21 protein-coding genes are annotated in these 23,800 nt (G+C 42.8%); 18 read left to right on the forward strand and 3 right to left on the reverse strand.

What is annotated here, in order from left to right:
* Positions 1 to 228 precede the first annotated feature (228 nt).
* The 6 genes from ACWPWY_RS20455 to ACWPWY_RS20480 all read left to right on the forward strand — a co-directional run bounded on the left by ACWPWY_RS20455 (position 229) and on the right by ACWPWY_RS20480 (position 8,391).
* A complete protein-coding gene (locus ACWPWY_RS20455; protein ID WP_454193436.1) occupies positions 229 to 3,048 on the forward strand; it encodes a glycoside hydrolase family 3 C-terminal domain-containing protein in 2,820 nt (939 codons plus the stop codon).
* Between the two features lie 217 nt (positions 3,049 to 3,265).
* Complete coding sequence (locus ACWPWY_RS20460) at positions 3,266 to 5,698, forward strand: EAL domain-containing protein (RefSeq protein WP_454193437.1); 2,433 nt, start codon at positions 3,266 to 3,268, stop codon at positions 5,696 to 5,698.
* A 156-nt stretch (positions 5,699 to 5,854) separates the two neighbouring features.
* Positions 5,855 to 6,331, forward strand: coding sequence for a hypothetical protein (locus tag ACWPWY_RS20465; protein ID WP_454193438.1), 477 nt, complete (start codon positions 5,855 to 5,857; stop codon positions 6,329 to 6,331).
* A gap of 1 nt (position 6,332) precedes the next feature.
* Complete coding sequence (locus ACWPWY_RS20470) at positions 6,333 to 6,635, forward strand: hypothetical protein (protein ID WP_454193439.1); 303 nt, start codon at positions 6,333 to 6,335, stop codon at positions 6,633 to 6,635.
* A 5-nt stretch (positions 6,636 to 6,640) separates the two neighbouring features.
* The gene (locus ACWPWY_RS20475; RefSeq protein WP_454193440.1) at positions 6,641 to 7,987 is read left to right on the forward strand and encodes a glutathionylspermidine synthase family protein; all 1,347 of its coding nucleotides are present in this window, start codon (positions 6,641 to 6,643) and stop codon (positions 7,985 to 7,987) included.
* Entirely contained in the window at positions 7,987 to 8,391 is a 405-nt protein-coding gene (locus ACWPWY_RS20480; protein ID WP_213530537.1) for a DUF350 domain-containing protein, read from the forward strand. Before ACWPWY_RS20475 ends, ACWPWY_RS20480 begins: the two co-directional genes overlap by 1 nt.
* A gap of 87 nt (positions 8,392 to 8,478) precedes the next feature.
* On the opposite strand, the gene ACWPWY_RS20485 is transcribed toward ACWPWY_RS20480, so the two are convergent.
* Complete coding sequence (locus ACWPWY_RS20485) at positions 8,479 to 9,738, reverse strand: DUF438 domain-containing protein (RefSeq protein ID WP_454193441.1); 1,260 nt, start codon at positions 9,736 to 9,738, stop codon at positions 8,479 to 8,481.
* 238 nt (positions 9,739 to 9,976) lie between these two features.
* Between ACWPWY_RS20485 and ACWPWY_RS20490 the strand changes: the two genes are divergently transcribed.
* Positions 9,977 to 11,050 carry a MerR family transcriptional regulator gene (locus tag ACWPWY_RS20490; protein WP_454193442.1) on the forward strand — a complete coding sequence of 358 codons (1,074 nt, stop codon included), beginning with the start codon at positions 9,977 to 9,979 and terminating at the stop codon, positions 11,048 to 11,050.
* 65 nt (positions 11,051 to 11,115) lie between these two features.
* The gene (locus ACWPWY_RS20495; protein ID WP_454193443.1) at positions 11,116 to 12,408 is read left to right on the forward strand and encodes an amidohydrolase; all 1,293 of its coding nucleotides are present in this window, start codon (positions 11,116 to 11,118) and stop codon (positions 12,406 to 12,408) included.
* Positions 12,409 to 12,478: 70 nt separating this feature from the next.
* Here ACWPWY_RS20495 and ACWPWY_RS20500 read toward each other — a convergent pair whose 3' ends face one another.
* Together ACWPWY_RS20500 and ACWPWY_RS20505 are read right to left on the reverse strand one after the other, a co-directional pair.
* Entirely contained in the window at positions 12,479 to 12,823 is a 345-nt protein-coding gene (locus ACWPWY_RS20500; protein WP_454193444.1) for a hypothetical protein, read from the reverse strand.
* Positions 12,820 to 13,323: a helix-turn-helix transcriptional regulator gene (locus tag ACWPWY_RS20505; RefSeq protein ID WP_454193445.1), complete on the reverse strand. Its 504-nt coding sequence runs from the start codon at positions 13,321 to 13,323 to the stop codon at positions 12,820 to 12,822. Before ACWPWY_RS20505 ends, ACWPWY_RS20500 begins: the two co-directional genes overlap by 4 nt.
* A gap of 194 nt (positions 13,324 to 13,517) precedes the next feature.
* Here ACWPWY_RS20505 and ACWPWY_RS20510 point away from each other — a divergent pair, with 194 nt between their 5' ends.
* From ACWPWY_RS20510 to ACWPWY_RS20555, 10 genes are all read left to right on the forward strand, one after another.
* Entirely contained in the window at positions 13,518 to 14,459 is a 942-nt protein-coding gene (locus ACWPWY_RS20510; RefSeq protein ID WP_454193446.1) for an aldo/keto reductase family protein, read from the forward strand.
* Between the two features lie 134 nt (positions 14,460 to 14,593).
* Positions 14,594 to 16,231 (forward strand): spore germination protein, encoded by a 1,638-nt coding sequence (locus ACWPWY_RS20515; RefSeq protein ID WP_454193447.1) that lies wholly within the window; start codon positions 14,594 to 14,596, stop codon positions 16,229 to 16,231.
* Positions 16,206 to 17,486, forward strand: coding sequence for a Ger(x)C family spore germination protein (locus tag ACWPWY_RS20520; protein WP_454193448.1), 1,281 nt, complete (start codon positions 16,206 to 16,208; stop codon positions 17,484 to 17,486). The genes ACWPWY_RS20515 and ACWPWY_RS20520 overlap by 26 nt, the downstream gene beginning before the upstream one ends.
* 1 nt (position 17,487) lies before the next feature.
* Positions 17,488 to 18,588 carry a GerAB/ArcD/ProY family transporter gene (locus ACWPWY_RS20525; protein ID WP_454193449.1) on the forward strand — a complete coding sequence of 367 codons (1,101 nt, stop codon included), beginning with the start codon at positions 17,488 to 17,490 and terminating at the stop codon, positions 18,586 to 18,588.
* 391 nt (positions 18,589 to 18,979) lie between these two features.
* Entirely contained in the window at positions 18,980 to 19,378 is a 399-nt protein-coding gene (locus tag ACWPWY_RS20530) for a Fur family transcriptional regulator (protein ID WP_160032656.1), read from the forward strand.
* Complete coding sequence (locus ACWPWY_RS20535) at positions 19,354 to 20,169, forward strand: winged helix-turn-helix domain-containing protein (protein ID WP_454193450.1); 816 nt, start codon at positions 19,354 to 19,356, stop codon at positions 20,167 to 20,169. The genes ACWPWY_RS20530 and ACWPWY_RS20535 overlap by 25 nt, the downstream gene beginning before the upstream one ends.
* Before the next feature lie 220 nt (positions 20,170 to 20,389).
* Positions 20,390 to 21,850 (forward strand): catalase, encoded by a 1,461-nt coding sequence (locus ACWPWY_RS20540; protein ID WP_454193451.1) that lies wholly within the window; start codon positions 20,390 to 20,392, stop codon positions 21,848 to 21,850.
* A 145-nt stretch (positions 21,851 to 21,995) separates the two neighbouring features.
* The gene (locus tag ACWPWY_RS20545) at positions 21,996 to 22,412 is read left to right on the forward strand and encodes a BlaI/MecI/CopY family transcriptional regulator (protein ID WP_454193452.1); all 417 of its coding nucleotides are present in this window, start codon (positions 21,996 to 21,998) and stop codon (positions 22,410 to 22,412) included.
* The gene (locus ACWPWY_RS20550) at positions 22,409 to 23,272 is read left to right on the forward strand and encodes a M56 family metallopeptidase (RefSeq protein ID WP_454193453.1); all 864 of its coding nucleotides are present in this window, start codon (positions 22,409 to 22,411) and stop codon (positions 23,270 to 23,272) included. Before ACWPWY_RS20545 ends, ACWPWY_RS20550 begins: the two co-directional genes overlap by 4 nt.
* 62 nt (positions 23,273 to 23,334) lie before the next feature.
* On the forward strand, positions 23,335 to 23,745 hold the full coding sequence (locus tag ACWPWY_RS20555) for a DoxX family protein (RefSeq protein ID WP_454193454.1): 411 nt from the start codon (positions 23,335 to 23,337) through the stop codon (positions 23,743 to 23,745).
* Positions 23,746 to 23,800: the final 55 nt, after the last annotated feature.

The following is a 23,800-nucleotide window of genomic DNA, read 5'->3' on the forward strand; positions in this document are numbered from 1 at the left end:
TTCAATTATTACCACGAGCATATAAATAGAAACTCTTTGTATGAATATATTTTAGTAATAATCCAGTAGTGTGCTTTTTTTCCTATTATTTTCACGGAAAAGACCTTATAATAGAGACAATCTAAAACGTTTTAGTTATTTTCATTTAATAGTATTGTAAGCGATTCATTTTTGTTAATATTGGTAGGTAGACTAATGACCAATTTGATGATCAAAGGAGAATAGAACATGACAAAAGCAGTGCAATTTCCTTTTCAAGATACAGAACTTGATTTAGATCTGCGTGTAAAAGACCTAATTTCAAGATTTACTCTTGATGAAAAAATAGAATCGATGCTGCAATACCAACCTGCTATTGAGCGGCTTGGTGTAGGCGCTTACAAGCATGGAACCGAAGCGGCTCATGGTCTCGCTTGGCTGGGTGAAGCGACTAGCTTTCCGCAGCCGGTGGGTCTTGCTCATACGTGGGATACGGAACTGATGGAAGAGATCGGTTCTGTTATTGGCGATGAAGCAAGGGTGTTTTACAAACGGAATCCAGAAGTGAACGGGCTGACCCTTTGGGCGCCAACCGTAGATATGGAGCGGGACCCAAGATGGGGACGTAATGAAGAAGCATACGGAGAAGACCCAGAACTTACGGCTGAACTTACAACAAGTCTTGTCAAAGGTATGCAAGGGGATCATCCTAAATACTATAAATCGATAGCGACATTGAAGCATTTCCTGGCTAACAATAATGAAGTAGATCGCGGCAGCGGGTCTTCAAGTATTGATCCTAGAAATATGCGTGAATATTATCTGAAAGCTTTTGAGAAGCCTTTCCTAAAAGGCGGAGCCCAGTCTATGATGACAGCCTACAATTCCATTAATGGAACGCCGGCACTATTACACCCCTTTGTCAAAGAAGTAGTAAAAGGTGAATGGGGGATGGATGGCTTTATCGTCAGCGATGCAGGTGATGTGATGGGCATTCACAATGACCACAAGTATTATGATTCTCATACACCGGGTGTCGTAGAATCCGTCCATGCCGGCATTGATAGTATTACAGATGATGCAGAATTATCTAAAAAGGCAATCAGAGAAGGACTCCTCTTGGAGGCACTGACCGAATCAGATCTTGATCAAGCCCTGTTTAATACATTCCGTGTACGATTCCGCCTAGGTGAATTTGATCCAGCCGAGATGAATCCGTATGCCTCCATTGGCGAGGAAGCACTGATGACGGAAGAAGCAAAAGAATTATCATTGAAGGCAGCGAAGAAACAAATGGTACTTTTGAAAAATGAAAAGAACATGTTGCCTCTGAACAAGGAGAAGCTGCAGAGTGTAGCCGTTATCGGTGAACTTGGCGGTGTGGTTCTTCGGGATTGGTATGCGGGTACCCTTCCATATAAAGTGACTCCCCTTGAGGCCATTCAGAAGAAGCTTGCAGGTAAACCAGTACAATACTGCGATGCGAATGATCGGATAACCCTTACTTCTGTTGCGAGTGGCAAAGCACTGGGTGTATTAGCTGAGGAGAAAGCTTCTGTAGTAGCAAATGGTGCAGCAGAGACGTTTACTTTATCGGATTGGGGATTTGGGAGTGTAACTTTGCGTGCAGAATCGAGCGGCAAATTACTTACATCTGACGAAGAGCAGTTAACTGCATCCGCAGATGAAGCGTACGGCTGGTTCGTAAAAGAAATCCTTCATCTGTTGCCGCAAGAAGATGGGACGGTAGGAATTAGTACTTGGAACGACAAAAAAGTCACAGCTCCGAGTGGCGACCATGAGCCTCTCGGTGTGAACGAAACCATTAGTGAAATAGGAACAGACGAGAAATTTAAACTTGAATTGATATCTGATGGTATTGCTGAGGCAGTTGAAGCAGCTAAAACGGCCGATACAGCCATCGTTTTTGTAGGAAATAATCCGTTGATTAACGGAAAAGAAGAGATTGACCGTCCGAGTCTAGAACTTCCCGAGTCTCAGCAGCGTCTAGTGGAAGCCGTTTATGCGGTAAATCCAAATACAGTTGTTGTTGTCGTTGGAGCCTATCCATTTACGATGAACTGGGCGGAGGAAAACATTCCTGCGATCGTATATACATCTCATGCAGGACAGGAATTAGGCAATGCCATTGCTGATGTCTTATTCGGTGATTATGCTCCGGCAGGCAGACTGAATATGACTTGGTACAAATCGGAGGATCAACTGACGCATATCAAAGATTATGACATTATCAAATCGGAAAGAACGTATCAGTATTTCAAAGGTGATGTGCTGTATCCATTTGGACATGGTCTAACCTATGCTTCTTTCAAGTACGATAATCTTAAACTAAGTGCCAGCGAGTTCAGTGAAGAAGATCTTATAGCAGTAAGTGTAGATATTACGAATGAAAGTCAGATTTCAAGTGATGAAGTCGTTCAATTCTACATCCGTGCGAATGAGTCTCGTGTGAAGCGTCCGCTCAAAACACTAAAGGGATTCCGCCGCATCCACTTGGCAGCAGGGGAGACCCAGACCGTTACCTTCGAATTGCCGGTAGCTGAGCTTGCATTTTGGGATGTAACGCGTAGTAAATACTGTGTAGAGACAGGCAACTATCATATTCTTATTGGTAAATCATCTGCAGATATTCAGGTTTCTGCTGACATTCAGGTGGAGGGTGAAGTCATTCCTGCCCGGAATTTAGCACTGGAAACACGTGCGGAGAATTACGATGACTACAGCGGGGTAGATCTGGATGAGTGTAAAGAAAGCGGAAGCTGTGTACGTTCCTTGGAAGAAACCAGCTGGGTCCTTTACCAAGGGGCTGATTTTGGGGAAGGAAGTGTTGGCTTTACCGGTCGTTTATCCAGCGAATTTACAGATGCGGAAGTTGAGATTCGTCTTGGAGGGCCCAATGGGACTCTTGCGGGTAAGGTACAAGTAGCAGCCAAAGGAGTTCAGAGCTGGCAAACCGTATTTACTACACTTACTGAAGTAGCAGGAATACAAGACATTTATATTATTCTTCCAAAAGGTGTTCGAATGAGTCGCTTTACGATTGCCTAGGAGGAATCCGTTTTTGTTCGTTGATGAAAGAAGCTGAGCATTGTTTTGCCTGGTATGTATGCCAGGCAAACATGCTCTTTTTTCACATAAGCGAACACTCTTGTATAAATTGGTTATCAGACGGGATGAAAGCTTACATTTTAGGTTCACAAGGTCGATATATTATCCATGTACGTCATTTTTGGTGGCGCTATGCCACTTGTGGAAGAGGTTGTCCATGGAAATAGAACATATACACAATTCTTATGATCACATTTTTGTATTTTTCTCTTTTGTTATTGCTGTATTCGCTTCATATAATGTTCTGAATCTAGCCAAAACCATTAGTAGGTCCAGAGGAAAGAGTTACGGACTGTGGCTGTTATACGGCGCTATTGTTATGGGAATGGGCATATGGTCGATGCACTTTGTCGGTATGCTTTCAAACAACTTTACGGTTCCCGTTTCCTACAATCTGGAGATTATTATCGCATCGGTTCTCGTTGCCATTGTTGCTTCATTTATTGCTCTCTATATTGTTGTCCATAGAAATTTATCCAAGAGAAGATTGCTGGCGGGGGCTTCACTGTTTGCGGTAGGTATCTCAGCCATGCACTACATTGGGATGGAGGCGGTCGAACTTAAGATAACGTATGATCCTCTATTTTTCATCTTATCCCTTATGATTGCCTTCGCTGCGTCGATTACTGCTTTAGGACTCACCTTTTATTTCCTTGGTGATCAAAAGTATCGAGAACGAGGGAAGAAATTTGGAAGTGCTCTGTTAATGGGTGCAGGTATTGCTGGGATGCACTATACAGGGATGGCAGGAGCCCACTATGAAGAAAGTTTTGAGCATGAGTCCGCAGTAATGATGATTCAGCAGGAATGGCTTGCCTATTTTATTACTATAGGATCCGTACTAACACTTGGGCTCTCACTCTTGGGGCTGTACATATCAAGACGTTTTATACGCCAGGAGATGGCGAAACAGGAAAGTGAGAAATGGTATAAGTCCTTATATGAAAGTAATCAGGACGGCATTATTTCTATTAATTCCGAACATATGATCATCGGATTTAACCCCGCAGCAGAAAAAATTATGGGAATTAAAGAAGAAAGTTACCGAAGTAAACCCATAAGCTCGATTCTTCCTATCTTTGTGTTCGATCAGCATGAATATTTGAAAGACATGTATCGCCGCTCAGTCAAAGGAGAAATTCTTCGCTATGAATCAGCAATCTACCATGAAAGTGGAGATCAAATCGACCTGAGTATGGTGAACGCCCCTGTTCTTGTAGATGGGAACGTGATGGGGAACTACATTATTGCAAGAGACGTGACAGAGGAAAAAAGAACGAAGGAAAGAAACCATTTTCTTGCCTTTCACGATGAACTCACCGGACTCCCAAATCGGCGGATGTTCAATCAAGACTTATCAGAAATCATTATAGAGCATCAAGGCAGCGGCCACTCCTTTGTCGTAATGGCCATGGATATGGACCGTTTTAAAGTCATTAATGACTCTCTTGGACACGCGTATGGTGATTTGTTCCTACAGCAGATGAGTAAGCGTATTAAGCAAAGCTTAACGGGTGAGAATGCCGTCATCTCGCGTATGGGTGGAGATGAGTTTGCTATTTTGCTGAAAGAGGATATGAACGAAGGAGAAGCAGCTCTTTGGGCTGAACGGATCATTAAGGAGATGGGTTTGCCTTATCAGCTTAAGGATAACGAATATTATGTCACGGCCAGCATCGGGATTGCGATATATCCGCACCATGGGATCGATGCTGTACAGCTGCTGCGAAATGCTGACCTGGCGATGTATGAAGTAAAGAAACAAGGAAAAAACAATTTTCATTTTTTCTCTAATGAGCTTAATGCTCAAATTACGGAACGAGTCGAACTTGAGGGGGAGCTCCGGAAGTCAATTGAAAGAGAAGAGTTTGAGCTTTATTATCAGCCTCAGTTCCATGCAGGGGATGCAAAGCTGATCGGAGTAGAAGCACTGGTGAGATGGAATCATCCAGAGAAGGGAATACTTTCGCCTGCTCTATTTATCCCTGTTGCAGAAGAGATTGGTCTCATTACCAACCTTGGAACTTGGGTGCTTCGTGAAGCTTGCCGTCAGATGCATAAATGGCATGAAGAAGGAGCACCTTTAATTCCTGTGTCTGTGAATCTATCATCCCAACAATTCTATCAGCCGCACCTTGCGAGAGATATTAAGAAGATATTAGAAGAGACGGGACTTCAGCCAGCTTATCTGGAACTCGAGATTACGGAAAGTATGATGATGGATGCAGAAACATCGAGTGAAATTCTTAAAGAATTATCAAGTCTTGGAATACGTATTAGTCTCGATGATTTTGGGACAGGATACAGCTCTCTTAGCTATTTAAAAATGTTCCCCATTAACAAACTAAAAATTGATCGTTCTTTTATTCAAGACATTGCTGTAAGTGACAATGATAAAGCCATTGTTGCATCTATTATTTCCATGGCTCAGCATTTAAAGATGGACGTCATTGCCGAAGGAATTGAAACAAAGGATCAACTTGATATCTTAGTTGCGAGTAATTGCAGTGAAATTCAAGGTTATTATTACAGCCGTCCGCTGCCTGCGGGAGAACTGGCTTCTAACTTTTTAGCCCTGCTTCATAAGTGATTGAGATTTCCTGGAAAGATCAAAATCTAATTTTTTTCTTTTGTTCTGGAACTTATTCGTTTCTCGTACGTTAAACTTTAGTGAACCGAGTGGAAACATTTTCTTATTATATGGTTTATGAAAGCATCAAGTACGGGGAAGGGGTTTGTAAAAAGTATGCATGTGCCACTTCAGTATGAAGAATGGTTGGAGTCAGAGAAGCGAGTGGTAAGAACATTAACTCAAGATCAAGTGCCGCAAGAAGAGTTATTTGTAAGGAAACTCGTAAATGCCACGGTGATCAGAGGACAATTATACGAACATACAGCAAATGAATCAGAAGATGGCTATCGTCACCTTATCTATGTACAGCCATTTGATACGGATCAATATACGTATGGGAAAGCATTACATGACGCTACTTTTGATGCTTGTAGGGTGTCCCGTTATCTGGAGTGTGAATATGTGCTATGGAATGGAAAAGCTTTTAAGGAGGCTGAATTTTCGCTGTCCGTGTCATCTCCCATAGAAATTGCAAGGTTACTCTTGGATCATCTCATTGTAATTCAGGATGATACCTTCGAAATGGTCTATTCGGCGCTCGATTCAGACCGAGGAAAAGTCATGATCTATCTAAAGCGAGGTGATTTTTAGTATGGATCAGCAGCATAATGAACAGCTGCGGGCTGAACAACAAGAACGGAAGAAGAGGAATGCACAGAAATGGGTGACCTTCTCATTAATGCTGACCTTACCGGTTGCACTCGCGGGGTGCGGCAGTTCAAATGATTGCGTGGATAACAATAACGATGGCTACTGTGATAATTCCAGTGGGGGATCAGGCGGTGGTTACTACGGGGGCGGCAAAAGCACATCATCCAAAAACTCCTCTTCTTATAAGTCCAATTCCAGTTCCAAAGGGTTTGGAAGCGGCGGCTTTTTCAGTTCCGGAGGTTGATGTAAATGGATCGAATTGTGCAACTGCAGAAAGAACGTCATGACATTTTTACAGAAGAGATTGAAAAAGTCGTCCCGTACCATCGGATGTATGGCAAAGAATATTGCTTACCGTCAGTTACTCTTTATTCCGAAGAAGAAGCTTTACGGTTGAAATATGCATCCGAGTTGTTAGATTCGGTGTACACCACAACATTGCGGTTTACCCAGCGTTATTTACCAGACGCCTTTTTACAAGAGCAGCTTGGTATCCCTGCTGCATTGATCCCTGCCGCACGAATGGAAGTGCCCGGTCACGGAGTTTCCAGGCAAGATTATATTATTCAGCCAGACGGCTCCATGAAGTGCATAGAGAATAATACGGATACGCCAACAGGTATTCCAGAAACCTCCTATCTAGCTCCGAAACTTATCGCTGCACATACAGATGGATACAGGGCTACGTCTTCAGAGATGCGTTCACTTATTAAGCAGGCGTTTAGCAATCTACTTACCCATTATGAACAGGCTGGACTTTCCGGCAACGTCGCTTTTACCTGTTATGAGTGGCATCTTGAGGACAAATGTAATACGTCGTATCTCATGGAGATCGTTCGGGAGTTAGGATATAAGGTGTTGTATGCTCCTTTATCCGAACTTGAGATCACCAGGAATGAAGGACTGTACTACCAAGGAGAGCGTATTTCTGTGCTATACAGGCTCTATCCGCTTGAATATCTGGTTCATGATGAAGCTGAAGATACTGGAGCACAAGTAGGAGAGTGGCTGCTTGATCTCGTTACACAAGGTAAGCTTGGACTCATCAATCCTGCCCAAAGTATAATTACTCAGAGCAAAGGATTCATGGCTTTAATCTGGTCTTTGTATGAGCGTCATGAGGAAGCCAGCGAACTGCTGGGGGAGCCTTTGTTTGCCGATGATGAACGGCAGGCCATCGCTGATTTCATGCTTCCCACCTATTACGACTCCGCCCTGTTTCATCAAAATGAGGTGCCTTATGTAGCCAAAAGTTATTGGGGCCGTGAAGGAAAAGGAACCTCACTCTATCATTCGGATGGAACACTTCAGGAGAGGGAGTGGGGGCAAAGTGAGGATGGGAACTTAGAGGAAGTACAATCCTACTACGGGCAGCAACCTGTGATTTATCAGCAGCGATGTATGATGGAGGAAGTGAAGGTACATAGAGAAGAGGGTCTGTATACGGGATATTTACTGACAGGGGTTTATGTTATCGGTGGTCGTTATAGCGGACTGCTTCCCCGTGTGGGCGGCCGGATTACGGGTGACATGGCTTATTATTGCCCAGCTGCGGTTTCCGTAACTGGTAGAGGTAAAAAGGAGGATGATCGTTAATGAATACCCTGGGAATTGATCTACTAAATGTGTTAATCGGAATCGTACTTATACTCGCTATTTTACTGGCAGGTTATTTTCTTTTCAGCAAGGTAACCCGTTTTGACGATGGGAAGGAAATCAGGGGCGGCAATGAAGCTGCGGGCCTTTATATGGGGAGCAAACTACTTGGCCTCTGTATTATTGTGGGGATGGTGTCACTAAGCTCTCATTCCTGGATCGATATGATCATTTGGTCTGTTGTAGGCATCGCTGTTCTTATTGTGGTTTATCTCATTTTTGATTTCGTTACGCCCAATATTAAAGTATGTGAAGAGATTGAAAAGGGAAATATGGCGGTAGCCCAATTACTGCGCTCCATCATTATCGGGGTATCCTTCGTGATAGGAACGTTCCTAATGTAATGAGGACGAAATAAGCCCCAGAGCTCCTGATCAGGAGCCCATGGGCTTATTTTTTTACCCTCATATTTAGTTTAACGAGTTCTCCTATTACTCAGCGAGTATCCGTTTTTGTCCGGTCAGTTCCTGAATCGGTTTAATATTTTGAGTGAATTCAAGCGTACCTAAATAGGTCCCTTCTTCATCTCTTACGGCAAAATAGCGGATATAGACAAACTTATCTTTAAAAGGAATCCAGAAATCTTCTGAGTCTTTGACACCTGCTTTGAAATCAGCAAGCAACTGATTTACGATATGAACACTTTGCGGAGGATGGCAGTTCTGAACACTTCTGCCGATTACCGCCTTGGTCCGAACGAAGATTCTTTCTGTACCCTGTGAAAAATACCGTACGATGTCATTCTCATCAATAAAAGTGAGGTCGACCGGTAAATGATTGAGAATCGTTTCGAGCTGTTTAACTGACAAAATACCTGTGCTCATTCGGACAAATCCTTCTTGCAGCGGAGAAGACTCGAGTCCTGTATCTGTGCCAGGTTCTGCTGCTCTTTCGGGAATCCACACTTGATCCGGTGCAGTTAGACAATACCCGACTTCTTCGCTTTGCGCCGCAATTTGAAGCCATTCATCTTCCGTCAATTTGGTGAGAGCCATAGGTAATAAGATATGTTCCTCTTTATAGATCATTTCAGTGACTTCGGTTAGAACACGTTTTGCCAGGCCGACTAATGCTTCGGCATTACCATCAAAAGTAGTGAGTTTCTGTTTCAATTCTTTTATTCCCATTCGAATACCGTCATCTACTGCCCACATCACTTTCGTTGGTCCATAGATTCCGTATTTTTCGAGGAATGGAAACAGTAGATTTTCTTTCCGGCTGTAGTGTTTGTCTACATCATACAGGAGACTGAAATCCTCCAGTAGTTGAAGACGATTTGTTTCCCCTTGGTCCTTAAGAAAACGATCCAGATGCAGGGCAATTTTGAAATTGGCAAGTTGATCAATTTCCTTGTTCTCCATTTTAAAGGTATGCACAGGATGTCCGGGCTGCTCATCAGGTTTGTTAGGTCTGTGAATATCTTGGATGGACCCTTTGAATACCGCCGCATGCACACTGCAGAGTCTTTGTACTTCCGTTACTGGTATTCCTTCTTCCTGCATGAGAACTTGCTCGAGCTCCGAGATTTCATCAACAGATATTTCTCCAACCGCATGATTGAATCTTTCTTTGACTTCTTCCACGCTTTTCCCATGGTGCAGCTCTTTAATAATATCCTTGAGTATATTTATACGAGTAGTTCGATCAGCAGCAGAAACTCCATTTTCACGGTTATTAATTAACTCACTCATGTTTTCACCCCTACGATTTTTTATCTATATATAAAAGGTTTACTTCTTCTCATTTACATCTTTAAGTTACCATCCCCCTACTGCCCAGCTTGTGATTACAAACACAGATAAATTGGAATTTCATTGAACAAAGAAAAGTAACTGCCTTTCTGATAAAAATCTTGCCAAGTTCTAAGTTCTACTTCTATACCTTCACGTAACGTGAACGTTTATACTGATTTTATGAAGGGGTGAGGATATGGATCTGTTGCTGATTAAGGATATTTCAGAACGGCTTCAAATATCGGCAAGAACGATTCGTTATTATGAGGAAAAAGGTCTAATCACACCTGTAAAGCAGGAGAACAGCGGATATCGGATGTTTACAGAACAGGATGCAGCAAGACTTCAAACGATTGTTTCCTTGAGAGAGGTAGGAATGTCTTTAGAAGAGATCGGCCGTGTACTTGCTGAGATGGAGGCAGGGGACAGTGAGGATGTTCTTCATCATCTGGAACTGCAAAGAGCTGTACTGTTTTCTCAGATGGTAGAGATCAGGCACTCCATTGAAACGACCGACCGAATCATTGCAAAAGGGAAGGAGCAGGCGAAGCTGGAGTGGGATGATATCTATGAATGGACGGCCAGCCTGCGGTATGCGAAAAAGCTGCGGACGAACTGGCGGGACCACTGGAACTATGACTCCCATGCCGTACATCATGACGAACGGGTAGAGAGCACTCAGCAGAAATATGGGGCCTATCCAAGTTACCGTACTGCCTTACGAAGGGTGCTTGAAGCAGTTAATCCAATGAAAGGGGAAAAAGGGGTCGATCTCGGAACAGGAACAGGAAATTTAACTGCACTATTTATGGAGAACGGAACAGAGATGAAAGGGATGGATCAATCGATTGCCATGCTGAGAGAGGCAGAGCGCAAACATCCGGGGTATGAGGTGAGGCTCGGTAATTTTTTGGCGATTCCTTATGATGATTATCAATTTGATTTTGCGGTAATGAGCTATGCTCTTCATCATCTTACAGAAGATCAGAAACTGCTTGCGTTCCTTGAGATCAAGCGAATTCTGAAGCCCCACGGACGCATTGGTATCGTCGATTTTATGTTTGAGAACCGTCAGGCGAGAGAAGAGTATCTGCATATGCTCAGAGGAGAAGGGAGAGACGATGTCATCATAGACATTGAAAAATCCTATTATGCCGATCGTTCTCGGTTAACTGGCTTCTTAGAAGAACAGGGATACGTGACCAAGACGGAAGAAATCCAGAAAAGACTTCATTTTATCTACGCGGTCCCGGTAAGAGGATATTTATAAGTTTAGGTGTTGACCTTCACGCCGCGTGATCCTTTACGCTTCTTTGTATTACAAAGGAGGTCACGATGATGAGACTAAAGATCGAGAATGCTTGGCTTGTTACGATGGAAGGAGAAGACTCTCCTTATAAGGGAGATCTGCTTATTGAGCAAGATCGGATTATAAAACGGGGAGACTGCTCTGCAAATGAGGCAGATGAAGTGATTGATGGGACTGGATTTGCGGTGCTGCCGGGACTCATTAACACTCATCAGCATAGTCCAATGAGCTTACTGCGAGCTTATTCTGATGATCTGAAACTGATGGACTGGCTTGATCAGAAGATACTGCCCGCCGAAGCGAATATGACAGAAGAAGATATTCGGGCAGGTTCACGGCTGGCTATGGCAGAGATGATTAAATCGGGAACAACGACTTTTGCAGATATGTACATTCATATGAATGCGATTGCAGAAACAGTAGAGGAAGTGGGAATAAGGGCTTCCTTGACGAGAGGACTCGTATTTCATGAACCGGATGGTGGAGTAAGAATGGCAGAAGCGCTGGATCTGATCGATCGGTGGCATGGAAAAGCAGAAGGACGAATAACGACGATGTTCGGCCCGCATGCGCCTTACACCTGTCCGCCAGACGCTTTACGCCAGGTAATTAGACTTGCTGAGGAACGGGATATCCCCATTCATATTCATTTAGCGGAAACGGTGGAGGAAGTATCAACCATACGTCAGAAATATGGACAGACTCCTACGGAATATTTGCATGCCCTTGGGCTTTTTGATCAGTGTCATGTTCTGCTGGCTCATGGTGTGCATCTCAGCGAATCAGATATCCAGCTGCTCAAAGGGATGCAAGGCGGGGTGTCCCATAATCCGGTTAGTAATCTGAAGCTAGGCTGCGGGATCGCTCCTGTTCATAAACTGCAACAAGAAGGTGTTAATGTGGGACTCGGTACGGATGGAGCGGGCAGTGCAACAACACTTGATATGTTCGAAGAGATGAAGGCAGCCACATGGATGCAGAAATTGCAATATGGCGACCCCACGATTTTGCCTGCAAAAGAGGTGCTTAAGATGGCAACGATTCATGGTGCAAAGCTATTGCGGCTTGATCATGAGATTGGCACCTTATCTCCAGGTAAGAAAGCTGATCTTATCCTGATCAACCTGAATAAACCGCATCTGACACCGCTGCATCAGCTTGAGTCACTGCTGGCTTATGGCTTGAGCGGTGCAGACGTGGACACGACCATTGTGAATGGTAAGATACTGATGCGAAATCGGAAGTTACTAACGATAGATGAGAAGGTTCTTCTTCGGGATGTGCAGATCCGAGCTGAACGCATCGTCCAGAGCGTATAGCGGAGAATACTCTTTCTGTAATGTATATAAAAAACCGGTAAAGAAGAGGCCACCAAGGCCAAACTTTTCTTTACCGGTTCGTTTTATGTAACGATGATAACTTGCTGTTACCGCTGTGCTTTTTTTGAGGTGAGGTTGCTTCATTCCTGTTCTGTTTTCTCCAGTTGCGAATGTAATTCGTAAGACCATCCAAAATAAGTCCGATCGTAATCCAGGTAAATAGGTGAACTGCATAATGGATGTAGATATCCACTGGATCACCATAATTAAAATGAAGTTTCATATTTATAGGTCCCGTCAAAAAGAGACCGAGATGTTTGGTATCCCATTGTACATAGTCATCAACAATAATAAGAAGTGATAGAAAGGTGAGCCAGCATGTCCAGCGGGACAGAAGGGAGCGCAAGGTATTCATAAACTAATGCTTTTCTTGGGGTCATGACTTACACGGCGATCCCAGTCTACAGAATTAGCTAGATCGGTAAGTCTTGCGTGCGCCTCATCCTGATCAAATGTGCTGTACCAGCGAATATGAGCAGTATCGAGAATCCGGTAGTGCATACTGATCATATTTTGCTGCAGAATATAATCGCCCTCTCTTTCAATATCATTCCACCAGAGTTTGCCCCCAAGCGTCCTGCCCTTCGGTCTTTCCAGAATACTGTGTGCTGCCATTTCGATAATTTCCATCGGTTCTTCACCTAAAATAGATTGAATTGTTAGACTGTCAGGGTGCAAAGCTACGAGAGCAACAACAGCAGTCCAACTTGCTTTGGAACGACCTTTTTCAATTTGGACGAGTGTTTTTTTAGAGATGCCCAAGACTTCAGCCATTTGCTCTTGGGTATATCCCATTTCCGTACGTACCATTTTGATTTTACCGGATAAGAGCTGAATGAGCTGCTCTTTTGTCATTATGATTAAGCTCCTTCCCGCCTGTACCACTTCAGATGAGAGGTAACATTTGGTTTATTCTAATTAGTGTAATTTTACACTTTTAAAAATAAACGGTCAATGATTCGTTAAGACTCCTCCTTTTCATCCTTATCCTGGAAGGGTAATATATAATGGAAATCATTACATATTTATAATGGGAGGTTATCCAAAAGATGAAATACCGAAGATTAGGCGGAAGCGGCTTGCAAGTGAGTGAAATTAGCCTTGGGAGTTGGCTGACCTATGGTGGGTATGTCGAGCAGGAGAACGCAGTACGTTCCATTGAGACGGCTTACGATGCAGGTGTTAACTTCTTTGATACAGCTAATGTGTATGAACGTGGAGCAGCAGAGGAGCTTCTAGGCAAAACACTTCAGAATTATAAACGTGAGTCTTTCGTGCTGGCTACAAAAGTATTCGGTAAGATGGGCGATGGTCCGAATGACCAAGGTTTATCCCGTAAACATATAATGGAACAGTGCGATGCTTCTCTGAAGCGACTGGGCACAGATTATGTAGATATTTATTATTGCCATCGTTTTCATACGGGTACTCCTCTTCTGGAGACACTTCGTGCACTGGACGACCTCGTGCGTCAAGGGAAAGTGCTCTATGTTGGTGTAAGCCAGTGGACCGCAGCTCAGATGGAAGAAGCACTAGGAATTGCAGATCGTTACCTACTGGACCGAATCGTGGTTAACCAACCTATATATAATATGTTCGAACGTTATATTGAAGACGAGATTATTCCGCTTGGGGAGCAAAAAGGGATCGGACAAGTCGTATATTCTCCGCTTGCACAAGGCCTGCTGACAGGTAAATATAATGATGTCTCTCGCATACCAGAAGATAGTCGTGCGGCAAAGCTTGGATGGGATGATAAGAAAATAAGTCAGGAAAAACTTGAAAAGGTGCGTAAGCTTACCGGCATTGCGAGTGAACTGGATGTGAAGGTGGGACAACTTGCACTGGCTTGGATCTTAAGACAAAAGAATGTTTCCAGTGCTCTTGTGGGTGCAAGCAGGCCCGAACAGATACAAGAAAATATAGGAGCTTCAGGTATAGAGCTCAGCGAAGAAACACTAGATAAGATGGAGTCCATACTTTCGGAATAAGCATTAGCAAGAGAGCCAAGTGAAATCCAGTTGACGACTGGATTTACTTGGCTCCTTTTTATTTCCATACATAAAGAAACAAGTGAATGGTTAGAATCAACATAATACGTATTTTGGAAATGGAGGAAAAAAGGGTGAAGCGCCATCACAAAAGTCAGTTCATAAAGAACCTGACTCAAAAGCCTGCTAAATCAGCAGATACTCCTCAAGCGGAGCAATCTGCCCTTCCCCTGTTTCAGATGTCTGATTCGATCCAGCAGATGATTGACGGAATACGTATTCAGAACGGAAATAGCAGCGATATTGTAGTAAGGGATCTTATGATTGGCGGAAATCCAGGAGTAAGGGTCGCCGTCATTTATATAGAATCTCTTGTTCAAGCAGATTTAGTTAATAACTTCATTATTCGTTCGTTACTGGATATTGAATGTAAGATCGATGACATGGTGGAAGAGGAGAATGGCTCTTCCCTGACTAGCGATAGATTCATTCAAAAAGTGTTTAGTTTGGGTTCTGTGAAATATTGTGAAGACTGGGATGACATGATAGACAAACTTCTGCTCGGAAGCACGCTCATTATGGTCGAAGGCAGCTCTAAGGTCATTCAGATTGTGACGACGGGCGGAGAGTTCAGGTCGATAACCGAATCACAGACAGAGTCCGTTGTGCGGGGGCCAAAAGAGGGTTTTGTAGAGTCTATGAATGTTAACGTGTCGCTTTTGCGCAGACGAATTCATAGTTCTGATTTGCGTGTGGATACAAGAACCGTGGGAAGTAAATCCCGAACGAATCTCGCTGTAATCTATATGAGCGGTATCGCAGAAAAAGAAATAGTAGAAGAGGTTCACAGGCGCCTTGATCAGATTAAAATAGATGCTGTTTTTGATTCCACTTCTATTGAAGAACTGATTCAAGATGAAACATTCACGATCTTTCCAACCGTATATGCCACAGAGCGTCCCGATACCTCAGCGGTAAGATTGATGGAAGGAAGGGTCATTATCATTGTGGACGGCAGTCCTTTTGTGCTCATTGTTCCTACCATGTTTGCCCACTTTTTTCACAGTGCCGCTGATTATTCAGACCGGTTTGATATCGCGATTTTTCTACGTTTGCTTCGCTACGTCAGTTTCTTGGTGCTGCTTCTTGGACCTTCTCTATACATAGCGATGACAACCTATCATTATCAGTTGATCCCGAGTGCGCTGCTGTATAACCTCGTTTCTCAGCGGGAGAGTGTCCCATTTCCCGCTGTTGTGGAAGCCATCATTCTGGAACTGATCTTTGAACTTTTACGGGAAGCAGGGGTCCGAATGCCGCGAGTGGTTGGACAAGCTGCCAATATTGTCGGTGGACTTGTACTTGGACAGGCCGCTGTCCAAGCTGGGATCGTAAGTCCTTTGCTCACGATTGTCATTGCCATTTCAGGTACAGCAAGTTTTGCCATTCCTACCTACTCGATGGCGATTGCGGGGCGGTTAATTCGCTTTGGATTTATTTTGCTCGCTGCTGCCTTTGGTCTATATGGAATCGTACTCGGTCTTATCGCTCTTTTGGCTCATATGAACAGCTTGCGTTCCTTTGGTATTCCTTATATGACACCGTTCAGCCCTTTTGTGCTGGATCAACACAGAGATACCATTCTACGTTTCCCTTTTTCATTAATGAAACATCACCCTAGGGCGGTTAGCAATGAGTATAATACGGTGTCCCACGTAGATGAGGAGAATAAACAAGAGGTCCAGAATGAGCAGAATAAGAAAGGGTCATAAAGAGATGAAACATAAAATTAGTAAAGTACTCCTTCTTGTATTTCTGACGTCTATGCTTTCTGGCTGCTGGGATGCAATAGAACTCAATGAACGTCTCATCATTACGGGTCTGGCTTTTGACCAAGGAGAAGAGCCTGGCATTTACCAAATCTCTTTTCAGGGGGCGGTTTCATCGGAGATTTCAGGAGGGGGAGGGCAAGGGGCTACACCGGTGTTCGTTTTTTCAGGAGAGGGTAGAACTTTACAGGAAGTACTAAGTAAAATGTCCCAAGGTATACCCAAAGTTATATCGCTTTCCCATGTATCCGCACTCGTGATTAGCGATACTTTGGCTGAGCAAGTAGGGATTGGAGAGTTCATCGATTTTGTGGAGCGAGATGCGAAAACTCGTATAACGATGCAAGTGCTGATCGCCAAAGATACTTTAGCGAAAGACATTTTAAGTGTAACAAGTCCTATTTCTTCACTTACAGCTAATAACTTGGTACAGAAAGTGAATTTTACGAATCGTGATTATTCACATAATTACCCTAACCGAATTGATGATGTGATCCGGGGCATGGTTGTTCCAGGAGGAGGTCCAACCATTAGCGGAGCTGTTATTAGAGCGAATAAAGCGGCGGAGAATGAGATGGAAAATGGGAATACGTCGGAAAGCGAAAGTTCGAAGGAAAACGTGAGTACGGTCATCGTTCCCACCTTTGTTTCCATCGATGGCATGGCCTTATTTAAAGGAGATAAGCTTGTAGGATGGACGGAAGGAGATGAAGGTCTTGGACTTTCCATGATCCGTAACAAAGCGAAGGGTTCGGCTATCAATATAACTTGTCCTGAAGATGCAAAAGGGTCTATAGCCATAAACCTGAACTTCTCCAAAAGCGAGGTAAAAGGGAAGATTGAAGATGGCAGGCCCACCTTTTCTATTGATGTAAAGCAGAAAGGAGCAATTAGTGAGGCAAACTGCCCGGTGATACTGAATTCGGGAGATGTCATTCAAACCTACGAGAAGAAATGGAACGAGAAGACGAAGGAGATTATACTTTCTACGATTGAGAAGGCTCAAAAGTCAGGTACGGATGTACTTGAGTTTGGTCGTGTCCTAGAGAAAGACCGTTCTGCGCAGTATAAGGAATGGAAAGAAGCGGGAGATTGGGGTGAATTCTTCTCACGAAGTAAAGTTGAAGTGAACGTTCAATCCATCATTATTCATACCCAGACGAGAACGAACCCTTACAGTACGGGAGGAGAAGATTAGAGTGAATAAAAATCAGATTAGTTCCGGTCAGATGTTATCACTCATGGTAATGTTTCAGATTGGAACGGCCATTGTGATTAACCTGGGGTATACATCGGGTAAGGATACATGGATAACGGTCTTAGTATGTATGGTACTCGGGGCCGGACTATTCTGGATTTACTCCTGCCTTTCGAAACAATTTCCTGAGATGCCGCTTACAGCGTATAGTCGTATACTACTCGGTAAGGTTATTGGAAATATCGTAGGTATGTTGTACATTACGTATTTTATTTATATTGGATGTCGGAATCTGCGTGATGGGGCAAACTTAATTAACATTAGTACATTGAATACAACGCCTTTGGTCATCACAACGACATTGATGCTGTTATGCATCTCCTATGTTGTCTATTTAGGCTTTGAGGTGCTGGCAAGAACAGCTGTCCTTCTGCTTATTTTTTTGTTGTTTGTAGGATTGCTGAGTAATATTTTGCTCATATCTTCAAATGCAGTACAATTGGATCTCATTTTGCCACTTTTTGAAGACGGGATTAAACCGGTGCTGAATGGAATTTTTACTGAAAATTTAATTGTCCCTTTTGGGGAAATGGTTTGTTTTTTGATGCTGATTCCTTATATGCGGCGTCCCGAAAAAGGAGGGTATATAGGAGTTATCTCCATTATTATTGGGGGACTCATCCTGAGCCAAACAATGCTTCTGAATGTTGCTAGCCTGGGCCTTAACATCGCCAAAAGGTCTGCATTCCCTCTCTTGTCGACCATCAGTTTGGTCGAGATCTCGGAGTTTGTACAGCGGGTAGATATTCTCGTGGTTATGAGTCTAATTATTGGAGATTTTTTTCGAATCTCCTTATATTTTAGCGCTGCGCTGATCGGTGCATCTGATATTTTTAATGTCTCTTATCGGAAGTTGATTTTACCCATCGCCTTCATCATGTTGGTATGGACGACGGGAATGGCTAGAAATTTTATTTATCACTTAGAATACGGTGGACTGGCACTACATTATGTCCATCCTTTATTTGTGTTTTTCTTTCCCTTTCTCCTTCTGGGGGCCGCTTGGATTTATAAGCGAAGAAAAAGGAGGGCCCGGGTTTAGCGGTTTTTTAAGTAACATAAAAAGGTTCAATAACGCTTTCCCTATTGGTTTGTGAAAAAAGTAGAGCAATACGATGCACCCAAAAAGCTTGAGGATGTACTTTTCGGAAGTTCGAAGAACATAGTTGTTAATATTGAATCCAGAATCAGCAAAGCCTCTGCCGAATAAAATATCGGTAGTCCAGTCAAATATAATGACAGTGATTCCGATCATAATAAAGGCAAAAATAGCTCTTATCAATGTAATCACGCTCCTATCCTCGTATCTTCTGTGATCGGTACACCGTTTATACAGGGATTGACTGGTTATGAATTAAGATTTATACTTAATCTAAAAATAAATACTAATGATGCGGAATCATTTTATAAATAGAAGGAGATCTGATGATCTTATGCCTAGAACATTAAATTTAACAACGCAGCGTCAAGCGGTTTATGATGTAGTCAAAAATGCTCACAACCATCCAACAGCAGCAGAAGTGATGACGATGCTTGCTCAACAAGGATATAATTTAGCTTATGGTACGGTGTATAATTCATTACGTTATCTAGTAGAGAAAGAATTGATCGTTGAACTTAAACTCGGTGAGACAGCAAGCAGATATGACGCGAGAACCGATGATCATCAACACATCATTTGTGAAGTCTGCGGTAAGGTAGATGAGGTAATGACCGAAGTGCCGGGACCATGGACGGAATCCGTTGCAAAAGAAACACAATATGAGATTGGCCATGTACATGTAGTTTTTGGGGGTGTATGTCCGGAATGCCAAAGCAAGCGGAAGAATTAGTGAATAAAAATCAATATCCTTATGCGTCTGTTCGTATTTCACAGGATAAGTCTTCACAATTGCTAAATAAACCAGAAGAAGATGCGGTTCCTTTTTGTGCGGTAACAAAACGAGTTCTATTAATCAGTCCTGCTCTGAATCAAGTTCATGATCTGGTTAAGGTTCTAACGGATCGCTGCTTTGATGTCATGATGTTTCATAGGCTTGAGCCTGAATTGTATAACAACATTCCGCATGATCTACTGATTTATGATGTGACTTCTTATGATGATCAAGATGCGCTTGAACTTCAGATGAAGCTAAAGGAATCGACTTCTTCACAGAACCTGTTCCTTGTAAGTGAGAAATTTATTCGCGGTGCAGCACCGGAGATGCTTCAGGAAGAGTTGCTGGTTTGGCCGGGAAGACCTCATGAAGCTTTGTATCATGTGCAGCGTATTATCAGCCGTGCCGTACCAAGACAAGAACAAACAGTTCAAACAACCAGCAATGATTCCCTAATCTTTAAGGATTTAAAAGTGGATTTGGAGCGTATGTTGGTCCTTAAACAGGATGAACAAGTTCATCTTACCAAGACGGAATATGATCTTCTTCTTATTCTCATGAATGCGAAAGGCTCAGTTATATCACGTGAAGAGATGCTCAGCCGAGTATGGGAAACAGATTTTACCGGAGGCAGCAATGTGGTAGATGTTCATATCAAAAGCCTCCGTAAAAAGCTGGGAGATCAGGCTTCTGACCCTAAATATATAATTACAGTCCGCGGTGTAGGTTATCGTTTGGCTGACTAAAATAAAGCCCCTAAATGTGCAAACATTTAGGGGCTTTCGTTTTGTTCATAAAGAGTTTCATTTCTTCATAATATGTAAGAGTGATTTCATTTTCTAATCACAAATCATTCATAGTATATTCATGAAAAAAAGGGGAGGCCCATGCTACAATTAATACATGAATTTAGATTAAATCTAACTACACATATAAATATAAATGAATGGAAAGGGTGACCCCTATATGACAGAACGTTTAACTACCAATCAAGGCACACCTGTAGGTGATAATCAAAACTCGAGAACTGCAGGAAGAAGAGGTCCAACCTTACTCGAAGATTATCATTTGATTGAAAAGATCGCTCACTTTGACCGTGAACGGATTCCAGAGCGCGTTGTTCATGCACGTGGATCAGGAGCACATGGTGTTTTTAAAGTAGAAAAATCAATGTCTAAGTATACAAAAGCTGCTTTTCTACAGAAAGAAGGAACAGAGACACCCGTATTCGTACGTTTCTCTACCGTAATTCATGGACAGGGATCTCCAGAAACAGCTCGTGATCCTCGCGGCTTTGCGGTTAAATTCTATACAGAAGAAGGAAACTATGATCTGGTCGGCAATCACTTGCCTGTATTCTTTATTCGTGATGCGATTAAATTCCCAGACATGGTCCACTCCTTAAAGCCATCACCTAAAACCAATATTCAAGATCCAGCTAGATATTGGGATTTCATGACACTAACACCCGAGTCTACTCACATGATGACCTGGTTGTTATCCGATTACGGTACGCCAGCTAACTACCGCCAGATGGATGGATTCAGTGTTCATGCTTATAAATGGATCAATGATCAAGATGAAGTGGTATACATTAAATATAAATGGGAAACACAACAAGGCGTTCGTAATTTCAGTTCAGAAGAGTCATCAGAGACGCAAGGAAAAGACTTTAACCATGCTACTCGTGATCTCTATGATGCAATTGAACGCGGTGATTATCCGGAGTGGGTTCTTAAAGTACAAATTATGAATCCGGAAGATATTGATGCACTTACGTTTGATCCGCTTGATCCAACTAAGATTTGGCCAGAAGATAAGTATCCGTTCGAGACGGTTGGACGTATGACACTTAACCGTAACCCAGAGAATTTCTTCGCGGAAACGGAACAGGTTGCTTTCTCACCAAGTGTGCTTGTACCGGGAATTGAAGCTTCCGAAGATAAGTTGCTCCAAGGTCGTTTGTTCTCTTATCCGGATACGCAGCGTCACCGTCTGGGAGCGAACTACACACAGATTCCGATTAACTGCCCTTATGCAAAAGTGAACAACTATCAGCGCGATGGTCTTATGCAGATGAACCAGAATCCTTCGGAATATAATTATGAGCCAAATAGCTCTTCTAACAGCCCGAAGGAAGATCCGAAATATCGTGATTCTAAAGTAGCAATCAGCGGGCATATTACCCGTGAACCAATTGAAAAAACAGAAGATGATTTCAAACAAGCAGGAGATACGTACCGAAACTTCACAGAACAGGAAAAAGTAAACTTCCACAGAAATCTTATCGAAGATTTGAAACAGACACCGGAGCAAACGCAGCTTCGCGCGATCTGCAACTTCATTCGAGCAGATCATAGATTAGGTATGATTCTAGCAGAAGGTCTTGGAGTAGATATTCGTGAGTTTATGCCACCTACCAACTAATTAATTTCTGAATTTCATAAAAAACCGAGCTGGCAGAATTCTTCTGTATGCTCGGTTTTTCTCTTATGAAAATATGGATGCGGATGGAATCATATGTTGACAAAGGAAAGAGAGACAATACAATGGGTAGTGTGGAGGGGTGCTGATGAGGATTAGTCACTTTAAGGTGGGAGAGCAAGGTCTTAACCGTTTTTTTGGTCCTCTGGAGGCAAAAATTATGGACGTCCTCTGGAATGAGGAAGAGGTAAGCATTAAAGAAGTTCAGATGAAACTAGAAGAAGATAAAGCCTTGAGTTTCAATACGGTTATGACCGTGATGAACAGGCTTGTTGACAAAGGGATACTCGTGAAAACACTTCAAGGCAGGACCTCAAAGTATCGCCCGGTACAATCAAGGGAGGTGTTTATGGATACGCAGTCTAAAGAGCTGACTCATGAGCTGATGGACCAGTTTGGTTCCATTGCGGTTACCCATATGCTCGATGCGGTGGAAGTTGCTGATCCCGAGTTAATTAAACAACTTGAGCTCCGAATTAAGCAGTGGAAGAAGGATTTACCATGAAGTGGGCGCTGCGTTCCAGGATGTTATTTGGCTGCGGAATCCTGATCTGCGGGGCTGTTTATATGCAAATGGGATTGTATTTAGTTCATATGATCTGGGGCTTTCAAACGACATTCAATCTATTTACATGGTGTACTCACTGGATGAGAGAGTTTGGGTTGTTGTCTGTTATTTACTTACTAAACGTATTCGTTGCAGGAACATTTCTACTGATTTTTTACTATATATGTACCCAGCTGATTGGCGGGGCTCGTGCTTTACAATACATATACAAATTAACGGATGTTAACCTTACAACTCATTATGTGAAACGTTATCCAAATCTCACACTTCATAAGTATCTGGTGGTCATCCGTACCCATGAACCGATCGCCCTTGCTTGCGGATTGTTCCGCCGGCGAATTGTCCTCTCATCAGGACTGATTCAGCTGTTAGATGAGCAAGAAATAGAAGCAGTGCTCTATCATGAACACTATCATCTGCGGCAGTATGACCCGCTTAAGACGTTTCTACTTTCACTCGGTGTGTCTACCATTGGTTATATACCTATATTAAAATCGATACTATTCAATTACAAAATGATTCGTGAGATGATGGCAGATCAAGATGCTATCACCAAAGCAGGGACACCTGTCGGCTTAGGCGGAGCCCTTCTTAAGCTTGTGGGTATATCGGTCAATTCTGGCTTTCAAGGCGGTATGGTTTCTTCTTTTGCTGCCGAGAGTACAGTAAATGACCGAATTGCTTCGATTTTGGAACCGGATAAGGAGCTGCCTTTACGAATATCTGGTTGGAGCTTGCTATGCTCAGTCTTCATTCTGATTGCATTATTTGTTGTATTTAACGTAGTTCCTCATTGATAGATAAATGAATAAAGGAAATAAAAAGAAACACATTATTAATCCGCAGGAGGAATGGGAAAATGTATAGCAATCGAAATCAAAGCCAAACTCGAAACATGGAACTTGGACTTCTAATTACTAGATTAGTACTTGGTATCATTTTTTTAATCCATGGCATTACCAAGTTCCAAGGCATGGAAGATACACAAAGCTATTTTGTTAGTTTGGGACTGCCAGGCTCGATGGCGACCATTGTAGGTTTGGTAGAGTTCTTTGGCGGAGTGTTTTTAATTATTGGTTTGTTTACACGAATCGTTAGTCTTCTATTTGTTGCTGTTCTATTCGTAGCTATCTTTACTGCAAAGGCAGAGAGTGGGTTTATTGGCGGCTATGAGCTCGATGTTGCACTGATTGGAATGGGAATCACACTTGCTGTAGCAGGCAGCAGGTATGTGGCAGTAGATCGTTTATTCCGAAGAAATCGCAGATAACATACGATTCATCTATACGTAGGACAACATAAGCATAGAGGGGGATTCATAAGAA

It is taken from the genome of Paenibacillus sp. Marseille-Q7038, assembly GCF_965111595.1.